14 protein-coding genes and 1 pseudogene are annotated in these 11,935 nt (G+C 74.1%); 8 read left to right on the top strand and 7 right to left on the bottom strand.

Going from position 1 to position 11,935, the window contains the following annotated elements; all coding sequences use genetic code 11:
- Positions 1 to 36: 36 nt before the first annotated feature.
- Positions 37 to 525 carry a DUF1992 domain-containing protein gene (locus E4P40_RS12560; protein WP_167762214.1) on the bottom strand — a complete coding sequence of 163 codons (489 nt, stop codon included), beginning with the start codon at positions 523 to 525 and terminating at the stop codon, positions 37 to 39.
- Positions 526 to 552: 27 nt separating this feature from the next.
- Here E4P40_RS12560 and E4P40_RS12555 point away from each other — a divergent pair, with 27 nt between their 5' ends.
- The 3 genes from E4P40_RS12555 to E4P40_RS12545 all read left to right on the top strand — a co-directional run bounded on the left by E4P40_RS12555 (position 553) and on the right by E4P40_RS12545 (position 2,747).
- Complete coding sequence (locus E4P40_RS12555) at positions 553 to 1,101, top strand: GNAT family N-acetyltransferase (protein WP_135158922.1); 549 nt, start codon at positions 553 to 555, stop codon at positions 1,099 to 1,101.
- A 20-nt stretch (positions 1,102 to 1,121) separates the two neighbouring features.
- Positions 1,122 to 1,649: an NUDIX hydrolase gene (locus E4P40_RS12550; RefSeq protein WP_135158921.1), complete on the top strand. Its 528-nt coding sequence runs from the start codon at positions 1,122 to 1,124 to the stop codon at positions 1,647 to 1,649.
- Positions 1,650 to 1,733: 84 nt separating this feature from the next.
- Positions 1,734 to 2,747, top strand: a complete 1,014-nt coding sequence (locus tag E4P40_RS12545; RefSeq protein ID WP_135158920.1) for an ATP-dependent DNA ligase — start codon at positions 1,734 to 1,736, stop codon at positions 2,745 to 2,747.
- Between the two features lie 3 nt (positions 2,748 to 2,750).
- Here the strand turns inward: E4P40_RS12545 and E4P40_RS12540 are convergent, their stop codons facing one another.
- The 6 genes from E4P40_RS12540 to aceB form a co-directional block, all read right to left on the bottom strand.
- Positions 2,751 to 3,254 carry a MarR family transcriptional regulator gene (locus tag E4P40_RS12540; RefSeq protein ID WP_135158919.1) on the bottom strand — a complete coding sequence of 168 codons (504 nt, stop codon included), beginning with the start codon at positions 3,252 to 3,254 and terminating at the stop codon, positions 2,751 to 2,753.
- A gap of 5 nt (positions 3,255 to 3,259) precedes the next feature.
- Positions 3,260 to 4,117: an NmrA family NAD(P)-binding protein gene (locus tag E4P40_RS12535; RefSeq protein WP_135158918.1), complete on the bottom strand. Its 858-nt coding sequence runs from the start codon at positions 4,115 to 4,117 to the stop codon at positions 3,260 to 3,262.
- Positions 4,118 to 4,175: 58 nt separating this feature from the next.
- On the bottom strand, positions 4,176 to 5,153 hold the full coding sequence (locus E4P40_RS12530; protein ID WP_135158917.1) for a sensor histidine kinase: 978 nt from the start codon (positions 5,151 to 5,153) through the stop codon (positions 4,176 to 4,178).
- Positions 5,154 to 5,313: 160 nt separating this feature from the next.
- The gene (locus tag E4P40_RS12525; protein WP_135158916.1) at positions 5,314 to 5,961 is read right to left on the bottom strand and encodes a DUF5701 family protein; all 648 of its coding nucleotides are present in this window, start codon (positions 5,959 to 5,961) and stop codon (positions 5,314 to 5,316) included.
- A gap of 63 nt (positions 5,962 to 6,024) precedes the next feature.
- Positions 6,025 to 7,239, bottom strand: a complete 1,215-nt coding sequence (locus E4P40_RS12520) for an aldolase/citrate lyase family protein (protein WP_135158915.1) — start codon at positions 7,237 to 7,239, stop codon at positions 6,025 to 6,027.
- Complete coding sequence (gene aceB, locus E4P40_RS12515; protein WP_245160299.1) at positions 7,236 to 8,867, bottom strand: malate synthase A; 1,632 nt, start codon at positions 8,865 to 8,867, stop codon at positions 7,236 to 7,238. Before aceB ends, E4P40_RS12520 begins: the two co-directional genes overlap by 4 nt.
- Before the next feature lie 45 nt (positions 8,868 to 8,912).
- Here aceB and uraD point away from each other — a divergent pair, with 45 nt between their 5' ends.
- The 5 genes and pseudogenes from uraD to E4P40_RS12490 form a co-directional block, all read left to right on the top strand.
- Complete coding sequence (gene uraD, locus E4P40_RS12510) at positions 8,913 to 9,410, top strand: 2-oxo-4-hydroxy-4-carboxy-5-ureidoimidazoline decarboxylase (protein ID WP_135158913.1); 498 nt, start codon at positions 8,913 to 8,915, stop codon at positions 9,408 to 9,410.
- A 73-nt stretch (positions 9,411 to 9,483) separates the two neighbouring features.
- Complete coding sequence (gene uraH, locus E4P40_RS12505) at positions 9,484 to 9,801, top strand: hydroxyisourate hydrolase (RefSeq protein WP_135158912.1); 318 nt, start codon at positions 9,484 to 9,486, stop codon at positions 9,799 to 9,801.
- 78 nt (positions 9,802 to 9,879) lie between these two features.
- Positions 9,880 to 10,341 (top strand): helix-turn-helix transcriptional regulator, encoded by a 462-nt coding sequence (locus E4P40_RS12500; protein WP_135158911.1) that lies wholly within the window; start codon positions 9,880 to 9,882, stop codon positions 10,339 to 10,341.
- A gap of 234 nt (positions 10,342 to 10,575) precedes the next feature.
- Positions 10,576 to 10,764 carry a VOC family protein gene (locus E4P40_RS29345; RefSeq protein WP_280790610.1) on the top strand — a complete coding sequence of 63 codons (189 nt, stop codon included), beginning with the start codon at positions 10,576 to 10,578 and terminating at the stop codon, positions 10,762 to 10,764.
- 10 nt (positions 10,765 to 10,774) lie between these two features.
- Positions 10,775 to 11,935: pseudogene (locus E4P40_RS12490) on the top strand (excinuclease ABC subunit UvrA); the annotation flags it as partial.

The raw sequence follows: 11,935 nt of genomic DNA, 5'->3' as shown, positions 1-11,935 counted from the left end.
GGGTCCTGATGCGCCCCGGCACCAGTTCCATCGCCCTCATCCTCGCCGGAGGAACCGCCGCGCGGACCACCTGCGGCGGGCCGGTGTCGGCGCCGGGGGAGGCGGTGGGAGCGGCGGTGGCCGGGTGGTGCGCCATCCCGCCACGAGGGCCTCGACGTCGGCCAGACCGGGGACGGGCGCCCAGCGGCTCTCCTGCGGACGGCGCCAGAACGCCTCCACGCGGACGTTGTAGTCCTCGGCCAGCGCCCGGACCTGCTCTTCCGAGGCCAGCTCAGCGGCGCGGGCGGGCAGCTCGTCGCGCTCCCGGCGCAGGGCCAGACCGGGCGGCAGCATCGCGGCGGTGTCCACGCCCTCGCGACGGGCCTTGGCCACGGCCCAGTCGTAGGCGGTCTCGTCGCGATGCAGGCCGGGGATCGGCTTGCCCGCCCCGGCCAGCCGATCGAAGTCGCCGCGCTCGATGCTGCGGGAGATCTGGTGGTCGACCCAGGTCTCGAACGACATCCCCGGTGGCTTGCGCTCCGTCATCGACATCCATCGTGACACCGTCGGGCCATGCAGGAGGAACTCACCTGGCGTCCCCTGGCCGCGGACGACCTGCCGATGCTCGCGGAGTGGCTGGCCGAGCCCGGGATCGCCCGCTGGTGGCACCACGAGTCCACGCTCGCCGCGGTCTTGCGCGACTTCGGGCCGAGCGTGCGCGGTGAGGAGCCGGGCGAGGACCTCGTCGTCCTCGCCGACGGCCGTCCGGTCGGGCTGCTGCAGCGGGCGCGCATCGCGGACTACCCCGAGGACCTCGAGGAGTTCTCCGCCCTGGTGACCGTTCCACCGGGCGCCGTGGAGATCGACTACCTCGTCGCCGACCCGGCACGGCGCGGACGGGGGCTAGGCACCCGGCTGGTGCGGAACGCCGTGGCCCGCACCTGGACCGACCTCCCGGACGCCTCCGCCGTCCTCGTCGCCGTCGTGGCGGGGAACGTGGCGTCGTGGCGGGCCCTGGAGAAGGCGGGGCTGCGGCGGATCGCCGAGGGCGACATGGCGCCGGACAACCCCGTCGACGATCCCCTGCACTACGTCTACCGGGCCGACCGTCCGTCCGGCTGACCCTCTGCCAGGCTCGGGACGTGCGGACGACGAGCAGCCGAGAGGTCTACCGGAACCCCTGGACGACGGTGCGCGAGGACGTGATCGAGCTCCCCGACGGCTCGACCGGCGTCTACGGCGTCGTGGAGCGGCCCGACTTCGCGCTCGTCCTGCCCGCGGACGACGACGGCTTCTGGCTGGTCGAGCAGTACCGCCACCCGATCGGCCGCCGCTCCTGGGAGTTCCCGCAGGGCACCTGGACGGCGGGGCGGGACGGCTCGGCCGAGGAGCTGGCGCGCACCGAGCTCGCCGAGGAGACCGGCTTCCGCGCCGGGGAACTCCGGCGGCTCGGTCACCTCGACCTCGCGCCCGGCCTGTCGACCCAGGAGTTCGACGTGTGGCTGGCCACCGGCTTGACCCCCGGGCCGACGGCCCGCGAGGCGAGTGAGGCGGACATGCGCGCCGCGTTCGTCCCCGAGACGGAGCTGCGGGCCATGATCGCCGACGGCCGGTTCACCGACGGCCCGTCCCTGGCGGCCTACAGCCTCTGGCTGCTCGCCACCCGCTGACCGGGCGTCCCCGGTCTGTCTCGATCGGGTGACGCCACGACGCCCGCTCGTGCGCGGGGCCAGGCCACCCAGCAGGCTGTCCGGGTGCCCCTGTCCGTTCCCGGCCTCCCCGGTCTGCCGCCCGAGCTGGCCGGACCGGTAGCGGTGCAGCTGGCCAAGCCGGTGGCGGCCATCCCGCCGGCGAACGCGCTGCCGGGCGGCTGCCTGTACGAGCCGAAGTGGGACGGCTACCGCCTCGTCGTCGTCCGCACGGGCTCGTCGACCCGCGTGTGGTCGAAGCAAGGGCGCGACCTCACCGACCGCTTCCCCGACGTGGCCGCCGCGGCGCTGGCCCAGGTGCAAGCCGGCACGGTGCTCGACGGCGAGGTCGTGATCTGGAACGGCGCCCGCCTCGACTTCGGGCTCCTGCAGCGCCGGATGGTCACCGCGGCCGGCCGGATCGGCCCGCTCGTCGCCGCCTCGCCGGCGTCCTACGTGGCCTTCGACCTGCTCGCCGCCGGCGGCGAGGACCTCCGCGGTCAGCGGCTGAGCCGGCGACGGGCCGCACTCGAGGCGCTGGCCGCACACTGGGCCCCGCCGATGCAGCTCTCCCCCGCGACCCGCGATCCGGCGGAGGCCCGCCGCTGGTTCGACGACTTCCGCCCGGCGGGCGTCGAGGGGCTGGTCGCCAAGGGCGTCGGCTCCCGCTACGCGCCGGGTCGCCGAGAGTGGCTGAAGGTCAAGTCCTGGGAGAGCACCGAGGTCGTCGCCGGCGGCGTGATCGGGCCGATCGAGCGGCCGAGCCAGCTCGTCGCCGGCCGCTACCGGGACGGCGAGCTCGTCGTCGTGGGGCGGACCAGCCCGCTGAACCCGCAGCAGTCGGCCGAGCTGGCCGCCGTCCTGACCCCGGCCGGACCGGGCCATCCCTGGCCGGAGCGCATCGGCACCGGCGCGTTCGGCGGCGGCAAGCTGTCGGTCGCGCTCACGCGGGTCGAGCCGACCGCGGTCGTGGAGGTGAGCGCCGACGCGGCGCTGCAGGCGGGGGTGTTCCGGCACCCCCTGCGGTTCGTCCGCGTCCGCCCCGACCTCGAGCCGGGGGACGTCCCGCCCCAGGTGTGATCCTCACGGCTCCTGCGGGACCCGGCCCAGCGCGACGAGCAGCCGTCGCAGCAGATCGGCCAGGAGCTCGCGGTCGGCGGCCGGCAGCCCGTCGAGCAGTCCACGCTCGGTCTCCAGGTGGTCGGGCAGCGCGGCGTCGAGGGCCGCCCGCCCGGCGTCGGTCAGCGTGACCACCACGGCGCGGCCGTCGGCCTCGCTGCGCTCGCGGGTGATCAGCCCCTTCTCCTCCAGCCGGTCCAGCCGCTGGGTGATCGCGCCGGAGGTCACCAGCGCCGTGCGCATCAGCGCGGTCGGCGTCAGCTGGTAGGGCTTCCCGGCCCGCCGGAGGGCGGCCAGGACGTCGAAGGACGGCGCGTCGAGACCGTGCCGCGAGAACGTCGCCCGCTGCGCGAGGAAGACCTCCCGCTGGAGCTGGGTGATCCGGCCGATGACGCCCATCGGCGAGCAGTCGAGGTCGGGACGCTCCCGGCCCCACTGCTCCAGGATCTGGTCGACCGCGTCCTCCACGTCGCTCACGGTAGTTCGCCAGCTGCGCTCGGGAGTTCGACCGTCGCCAGGTGCTGGGCGTACGTCCGCGCGGAGCGCCCCAGCAGTGCCTCCAGCACGCGCGGGCTGCCGGCGAAGCCGTGGGCCCGGTAGTGGTCGAACATGAGCCGCAGGCAGCGCGGCCCGTACCGCTCCGGCGGCGGGACCGGGCCGTCCGGGACGGCGTCGACTGCGGTGACCCTCCGGCCGAGCCGCTCGGCCACGAGTTTCGCGAGCCGCGGCGCGGTCAGCGGCTCGGGCCCGGCGACCTCGAAGGTGCCCCGGTCGAGCCCGTCCTCGGTGAGCAGGACCGCCGCGGCGTCGGCGACGTCGCGGAGGTCGACGAGCGACTGCGCCTGCTGGAGCCCCCACGGGCTCCGCAGGACGCCGGTCACGGCGGCCTCGAGGACCTGCCCGTCGAGGTTGCCGGCGTACGCGCACGGCTGCAGGACCCGCCAGCACAGGTCGCTGGCGTCCAGCGCCTCCTCGACCCGGTCCTTCGCCGTGTGGTGCGGCATGGACCGGGCCTGGGGACGCAGCACCGAGTGGTAGACGACGCGGGGCACCCCGGCCCGGTGCGCGGCGGCCAGCAGTGCCGTCGCGCCGTCGGTCTCGCCCCGGTCGAAGTTCGGCCAGATCAGGTACAGCGCCTCGGCCCCCGCCAGCAGCGGCTCGACCGACGCGGGATCGCGCAGGTTGGCCGCCCGGACGTCCGCACTGAGCGCGGTGAGCTCCGGCCGGGGCTGCGAGCTCCCCACCAGCGCGCGTACCCGGCGCCCGCGGGACCAGAGGGCACGGACGACGGCGGCGCCGGTCTGACCGCCCGCCGCCGTCACCACGATCATGCGGGTACCTCAGCAGTGAGACATCCGGCGCGTCAAGAACCGGCCCGGACGGGTCCGCTCAGCGCAGCCGGCTGCTGAGCCGGACGCTGAGGCCCTCGGCGGTGGGCAGCACGTCGACGTGGTCCCAGAGCTTGCGGGCGAGCCAGAGGCCCATCCCGCCGTGCGACAGGTCGAGGCCGTGGGCCGGCGTGAACCCCGAGAACGGGTCGCCGTAGCTCGTGCCACGGTCGGAGATGACGCAGACGACCCGCTCCCCGTCCCCCCACATCCGCGCCGATACCGGCCGCACCCCGTGCCGGAAGGCGTTGGCCGCGATCTCCGCGCAGCCCAGGTGGAGGTCCTCCTGCTGCTCGCGGTCGGGGACGAGGGAGGCGATCACCGCGCCCAGCTGGTGGCGGAGGCCGGCCAGCGTGCGGGCGTCGTCGACGGCGAAAACCGGGTCCCCGTCCTCCACCGGCTCGCGGGGGAGCGGCAGCGACGGGACGTAGGTGCCCGGGTCCTGGAAGCGCGCGCTCGGCGACCAGGAGGTCCCGCGCACGAGCTGGGGGTGCGTCTGGGCGGCGCTGTCGACGACCGGGGCGGGCAGCCGGCGACGGTCGTAGAGGCAGATGGCGGACACGGGGGCCGCCCCGAGGAGCCGGTTGTAGACCGACTCGAAGCGCTGCCCCTCCCGCCAGTCGGCGGGATCGCTGCCGAAGTCGACCTCGGCCACCACCCGCAGACGCCCGGAGCCGGTGGCCGGTGTTCCCGACGCCCCCTGTCCCGAGGCGATGGCGCGCTCGAGGTAGCGGCCGCACATCGTGAGCGCGTCGGGCGCGCGGGAGCCCAGGAGGCTCATCCGCGGGTCGGACTCCACCGCGCGGGCCCGCTCACCCAGCTCGCGGGAGATCAGCTCGACGGTCTCCGGCGGGCAGGTGAGCGCGACGAGGTCGCCGGCCCGCAGGCCGGCGTCCAGGAAGGGCAGCGCGACCCCGAGCAGCTCCTGCTCGTCGGCGACCACGGCCGCGCCGTGCCCGTCGCTCACCGGGACTCGCATCTCGACTGCTCGAGGCGCGGGAACGACCGCCGGCGTCGAGCAGTCCGCAACCGATCCCTCCACCAGCCCCTCGTCACGTCCTGGGCCGTGGGTGCTCCGGCCGGGAGAACATTGTGGGACATGGAGCTGTGAACGTTCTCAGCGGGGCCCTCCCCGCGTGTCACGCCAGGGGTGGGTCGCCCAGCCGGCCTGCGCAGGAGGCCGTGCCGAGCCACGTGTGCGGTGCACCCTGGTAGCACCAGCCCAGTCTCGGCCGCCGTGCGCTGATCCACAGCGCGGGAACCCGCTTGTCCCCCGCCCGTGAACCGGCCAGCGAGAAGCAGTTGCGGCCGCGGAGCACGCCCGGGTCGGAGACGAGCACCGCGAGCCCCTCGGCGACGGTCAGCGGCGAGCGCCCTGCGGCGGTGAGGCGCGGGAGCACCTCGCCGGGCGGGACGTTGAGGGTGTCCGCCCCCGGGTCGACGTCCAGGAGGAGGTAGGGACCGGTCGGGATGTCCAGCTCCGGCAGGGGTCCGAAGCGCGCCAGGTCGTCGTCGGCCATGGTGGTGAAGCCGGCGCCCCCGACGGTGTGCACGGACTCGAGCACCGGCACCACCGGCAGGTGGGGCACCACGACGACGAAGCCCGGCCCGGGCCGGTCGGCCCGGACCGGTGGCAGGAGGTCGCGCAGTGGTTCCAGCGACGCGCGGAAGCAGTTCTCGGCCAGGTCGAGATGCTCCGGCAGGCCGGTCAGGGCGAGCGCGTCGATCTGGCGGTCGAACTCGAGCTCTGCCTCGGTGGGACAGGCAGCCACGGGAAGCGCGGTCATCAGTGCCCTCTCGTGCGGGCGCGCCGCAGAATGCCGGCGGGCCGAGCGACGATCGGCGGCCCCTCAGGATCCCCCGGGCCGCCGGCCAGCCAGCCTATCCAGGTCCGCCCGCTCCGGACCCCCCGCAGCCAGAACTTCTTGGTCGTCGACCGCGCCGCAGTCCAGCCCGCGGAGCACCACCGATGCCAGTGCCCGCGCGGTGGCCGGCTCGTCCAGCACGCCCGCCTCCGTCCGGTCCAGGTAGGCAGCGAGCCGGCCGATGGCGGCCGGGAGCGCGGACCGGAAGAAGGCGTAGGTCGCGGTGTACCGGGTCACCAGCTGGGCCGGGTGCAGGTCCCACCCCTGGTAGAAGCCCCGCACCAGCGCCCGGCGCACCAGCCGGGCGTGCAGCTGCCAGGCCTGGTGGACGTGCTCGGTCGGGCCGACCGGCAGCACGTTGGTCGACCCGTCCACCGCGTGGGCACCGGTGCCGGCCACGGCCACCTGCATGAGCTGCTTGGCGAAGTCGGCCGCCGGGTGGTCGGAGGACTGGTAGGCCGCGGCGATGCCGAGGGCCGCGCTGTAGTCGTAGGTGCCGTAGTGCAGTCCGGTCAGCCGGGGACCGGCGATGTGCACCATCCGGGCCAGGCTCGCGGTCCCGTCCGGGCCCAGCACCGCCTGTGGTGTCTCGATCTGCAGCTCCAGGTCGATCGCCACCCCGTGCGCGGCCTCGAGCGCGTCGAGCACGGCCAGGAAGGCCCGCACCTGCTCGGCGTCGGTGACCTTGGGCAGCGTGACGACGGCCCGGCTCCCGCCGAGAGCCCCGAGGAACACGTCCAGGGACCGGACGCCGCGGTGGCGCGTGGGCCCCTCGAGGGACTTGCCGCGGATGCCGACGGTCCGCGGCGCGGTGCCGGCCGCGCGGTCGTCGGCGAGCGCGGCGGCCGCGTGCCGCACGTCGTCGTCCTCGGCGTCCGGGGAACCGCGGTAGCCGTCCTCGGCGTCGACCCGCAGGTCCTCGACCGGCTCGGTGGCCAGCTTGTACCGGACCCGGGTCAGCACCTGCTCGACCAGGTCCGCCGGCAGACCGAGGTCGGGCAGGCCGTGCTCGTCCAGGGCGGCCAGGGCCCCCTCCCCCCACGAGGCGGCCAGCCCCGGGACGACGGCGTCCGCCGGGACGTAGCAGGTGTGCACCGGTTGCCGCTCGGGCCACTCCCCCGGGAACCTGGTCAGCCGGACCGCGTCGACCGGAGTCAGCCGCCGGTCCAGCTCCGCGTAGATCTCCTCGGGCAAGGTCACGGAGCGGCCCCGTCCAGGGGCCCGACCCGAGGTTGCGAGGGTTGGGGAGGACGGGGTCCTTCTACGATCAGCTCGTAGGCCGGCAGGGTGAGGAAGTCGGGGAACTCGTCGGCCAGCGCCACCTGCTCGAACAGCCGGCGGGCGTCGTCCAGCCGGTCCAGCTCCCCGATGCCCGTCACCTCCTCGTCGATCACCCGGCGGACGAGCTCCTCGGTGACCACGTCGCCGGTGTCGAGCTCCACCCCGGCGCGGATCCACTGCCAGACCTGCGAGCGGCTGATCTCGGCGGTGGCGGCGTCCTCCATCAGCCCGTGGATGCCGACCGCGCCGTTGCCGGCCAGCCAGGCCGCCAGGTAGCGGATCGCCACCTCGACGTTGGCGCGCAGGCCGGCCATCGTGCGGTCGCCCGGGACACCGGCCACGTCGAGCAGCTGCTCGGGCGTCACGGAGACGTCGTCCCGCAACCGGTCGAGCTGGTTGGGCCGCCCGCCGAGGACGTCGTCGAAGACCTCCCGGCAGATCGGCACCAGGTCGGGGTGCGCCACCCACGAGCCGTCGAAGCCGTCGCCGGCCTCGCGGGTCTTGTCGTCGCGGACCTTGGACAGGGCCCGCTCGTTCGCCTCCTGGTCGCGCCGGCTCGGGATCGCCGCCGCCATGCCGCCGATGGCCAGCGCACCCCGCCGGTGGCAGACCGAGACCAGCTGCTCGGTGTACGCCCGCATCATCGGCGCGGTCATGGTCACCGCGCCCCGGTCGGGGAGGACGAAGTCCGGCCCGGCGTCGCGGAACACCTTGATGACGCTGAACAGGTAGTCCCAGCGGCCGGCGTTGAGGGCGGCCGCGTGGCTGCCGAGCTCGTGCAGCATCTCCTCCATCTCGAAGGCCGCGGGGATGGTCTCGATCAGCATGGTGGCGCGGATGGATCCGGCCGGGAGGTCGAGCACCTGCTCGGCGTGGTCGAAGACGAGCGCCCAGAGCCGTGCCTCGAGGTGGCCCTCCATCTTCGGCAGGTAGAAGTACGGGCCGCTGCCCCGGTCGAGCTGCTCCTGTGCGTTGTGGAAGAGGTAGAGGCCGGCGTCGACGAGGGCGCCGACGCAGGGGTCGCCGTCCACCAGCAGGTGCCGCTCGGGCAGGTGCCAGCCGCGCGGGCGGGGCACGATCGTCGGCAGCTCGCCGTCCTCGCGGAGCCGGTACTCCTTGCCCTCCGGGCTGGTGAACGACAGCGTGCGGCGGACGGCGTCCTTGAGCACGACCTGCCCGCCGACGACGTTGGCCCAGTGCGGGGTGTTGGCGTCCTCGAGGTCGGCCAGCCAGACGTTCGCGCCGCAGTTGAGGGCGTTGATCGCCATCTTCGGCTCGGTCGGGCCGGTGATCTCCACGCGCCGGTCGACCAGCCCGGGCGGGGGCGGGGGCACCCGCCAGTCGCCCTCGCGGACCGCCGCCGTCTCGTCGCGGAAGTCGATCCGCCGGGCGGCGGCGATCTCGGCCCGGCGCGTGGCGCGGGCCGCCAGCAGGGCGTCGCGGTGGACACCGAAGCGGGTCTGCAGATCGGCGACGAACGCCAGCGCCTCGGGCGTCAGGATCTCCTCGCCCCGCTCGACGTCGGGGCCCTCCACGCGCACGTCCACCACTGGGCGCCTCCCTCTGCTGGTCAGGGCTGGCATCCTCTCACCGTGGCCGCTCTCGACGACTTCAACGACGGGCCCGCGGACCAGGCGGTCCAGGCCCTCCGGGCCTGCAACGCCGCGCCGCGCTTCGCCGCCGACGTCGCCGCCGGCCGGCCCTACCGGGACGTCGGGACGCTGGTCGCCCGGGCCGAGGAGGTCTCCCGCGCGCTGCCGTGGGACGACGTCGCGATCGCCCTGGCCGCCCATCCCCGGATCGGCGACCGCGTGGAGGGTTCGTCGGCCGAGGCCGAGTCGTCCCGCCGGGAGCAGAGCGCGATGACCGACGCCGACGCCGCCACCCGGGATGCGCTGCTCGAGGGCAACCGGGCCTACGAGGAGCGGTTCGACCACGTGTTCCTCATCCGCGCGTCCGGCCGCTCCCCCGAGGAGATGCTCGCCGAGCTCCGACGGCGGCTGGACAACGACGAGGAGTCGGAGCGGGCCGAGGTGACCGAGCAGCTGGCCCAGATCACCGCCCTGCGGGTGAAGGCCCTGGTCTCGTGAGCGAGCTTGCGAGCTCACCCGGGAGCGGGGCAGCGTCGCGAATGCGGCCGACGAGCGCCGGCGAGGAGGACGGATGAGCGTCTCGACGCACGTGCTGGACTCGGTGGCCGGAAGGCCCGCGTCGGGCATCGCCGTCCGCCTCTTCGCCGGGGATGACCTGCTCGCGGAGGGCGTCACCGACCGCGACGGCCGGTGCCGGCTGACCGAGGAGGCGACCGCGGCCGGCACCCACCGCCTGGTGTTCGCGACCGGTCCCTGGTTCGCCGGGCGGGGCGTCGACGCGTTCTACCCCGAGGTTGTGCTGACCTTCGCCGTCCTGGAGCCGGGGGAGCACCACCACGTGCCGCTGCTGCTGGCCCCGTTCGCCTACTCGACCTACCGCGGGAGCTGACCGGCGTGTGCACCGGACCGGGGGAACGGCGGGCGGGGACGCCGACGACCCCGGCTCGACGTGGCACGATCGGTGTCGGTGACCAGCACGAACGCGGAGCAGCGCCTGCGCGACCTCGCGCGGCTGCGCCGCGTCCGCGACCGGATCGACCGGGAGTACGCGCAGCCGCTGGACGTCGAGGCGCTCGCCCGCGGTGCGCACATGTCGGCCGGGCATCTCAGCCGCGAGTTCCGGCAGGCGTACGGCGAGTCGCCCTACTCCTACCTGATGACCCGACGCATAGAGCGGGCGATGGCGCTGCTGCGCCGCGGCGACCTCAGCGTCACCGACGTCTGCTTCGCCGTCGGCTGCTCCTCGCTCGGCACGTTCAGCACCCGCTTCACCGAGCTGGTCGGGGTGCCGCCCAGCGTCTACCGCCGGGAGGCCGCGGACTCGACGGCCGGGCGGGCGACGGCGGGCATGCCGCCGTGCGTCGCGAAGCAGGTCACCAGACCGGTCAGGAATCGAGAAGCGCCCTCGTCCGAGCCGCTCCTAGCGTGACCGGCATGGACATCACCATCCACTCGAGCTTCCTCCCGCACACCGACCCGGACGCGTCGCTGGCGTTCTTCCGGGACGTCCTCGGCTTCGAGGTCCGCCTCGACGTCGGCTACGGCGGCATGCGCTGGATCACGGTGGGCCCGCGCGGCCAGCCCGACACCGCCATCGTGCTGCACCCGCCGGGCGGCCACGCCCGGCCTCACCGACGACGAGAAGCGCACCATCGACGAGCTGATGGCCAAGGGCAGCTACTTCGGCGTCAACCTGGCCACCACGGACCTCGACGGCACGTTCGAGCGGCTGGTCGCCGGCGGCGCGGAGGTCGTCCAGGAGCCGGTCGAGCAGCCGTACGGCGTCCGCGATGCCGCCTTCCGCGACCCCGCGGGCAACATGATCCGGATCCAGGAACGGAAGGCAGGGTGAGCGAGACCCGATGAGCGCGGCCACCAGCACGGACCGGCAGTCGCCCGCACTGCACGCCGCCGACCGCCACGACCTGATCCGCGTGCTCGGCGCGCGCGTGAACAACCTCAAGAACGTCAGCGTCGAGATCCCCAAGCGCCGGCTGACGGTGTTCACCGGCGTCTCCGGCTCGGGCAAGAGCTCCCTGGTCTTCGACACGATCGCCGCCGAGTCGCAGCGGATGATCAACGAGACCTACAGCGCGTTCGTGCAGGGCTTCATGCCGTCGCTGGCGCGCCCGGAGGTCGACCTCCTCGAGGGCCTGACGACGGCGATCATCGTCGACCAGGAGCGGATGGGGGCCAACCCCCGTTCGACAGTCGGCACCGCCACCGACGCCAACGCGATGCTGCGGATCATGTTCAGCCGGCTCGGGACGCCGCACATCGGACCCCCCACGGCGTTCTCCTTCAACGTCCCGACGCGGAAGGCCAGCGGCGTGATGAGCACGGAGAAGGCCGGCGGACGGGTCGAGAAGGCCGTCGTGCGCGACGTGGTCTACATGGGCGGCATGTGCCCGCGCTGCGAGGGCATGGGCTCGGTCTCCGACTTCGACCTCACGGCCCTCTACGACGAGTCGAAGTCCCTGAACGAGGGCGGCCTGATGGTCCCCGGCTACAGCATGGACGGGTGGTACGGCCGCCTCTTCCAGGGCATCGGCCTCGACCTGGACAAGCCGATCGGGAAGTACACGAAGAAGGAGATGGACGACCTCCTCTACAAGGCGCCGACCAAGATCAAGGTCGAGGGCATCAACCTGACGTACGAGGGCGTGATCCCGAAGGTCCAGAAGTCGATGCTCTCCAAGGACGTCGATGCGCTGCAGCCGCACATCCGGCGCTTCGTCGACCGCGTGATCACGTTCCAGACCTGTCCCGAGTGCGAGGGGACGCGGCTCACCCCGGAGGCGCGGTCGTCGAGGATCGACGGCAAGAACATCGCCGACCTCTGCGAGATGCAGATCAGCGACCTGGCCGACTGGGTGCGGGACCTCGAGGCGCCGTCGGTGGCACCGCTGCTCACCGGCCTGCAGCACCTCCTCGACTCCTTCGCCGAGATCGGGCTGGGCTACCTCTCGCTCGACCGCCCGGCGGGAACGCTGTCCGGCGGAGAGGCGCAGCGCACCAAGATG

This window comes from Blastococcus sp. CT_GayMR20 (assembly GCF_004570345.1).
This window is presented reverse-complemented; position numbering and strand designations above follow the sequence as displayed.

Coding starts and splice junctions, on each gene's coding strand:
- E4P40_RS12560 (WP_167762214.1), bottom strand. CDS start 525: ATGACGGAGCGCAAGCCACCGGGGATGTCGTTCGAGACCTGGGTCGAC.
- E4P40_RS12555 (WP_135158922.1), top strand. CDS start 553: ATGCAGGAGGAACTCACCTGGCGTCCCCTGGCCGCGGACGACCTGCCG.
- E4P40_RS12535 (WP_135158918.1), bottom strand. CDS start 4,117: ATGATCGTGGTGACGGCGGCGGGCGGTCAGACCGGCGCCGCCGTCGTC.
- E4P40_RS12530 (WP_135158917.1), bottom strand. CDS start 5,153: ATGCGAGTCCCGGTGAGCGACGGGCACGGCGCGGCCGTGGTCGCCGAC.
- E4P40_RS12525 (WP_135158916.1), bottom strand. CDS start 5,961: ATGACCGCGCTTCCCGTGGCTGCCTGTCCCACCGAGGCAGAGCTCGAG.
- uraH (WP_135158912.1), top strand. CDS start 9,484: ATGAGCGTCTCGACGCACGTGCTGGACTCGGTGGCCGGAAGGCCCGCG.
- E4P40_RS29345 (WP_280790610.1), top strand. CDS start 10,576: ATGGCCAAGGGCAGCTACTTCGGCGTCAACCTGGCCACCACGGACCTC.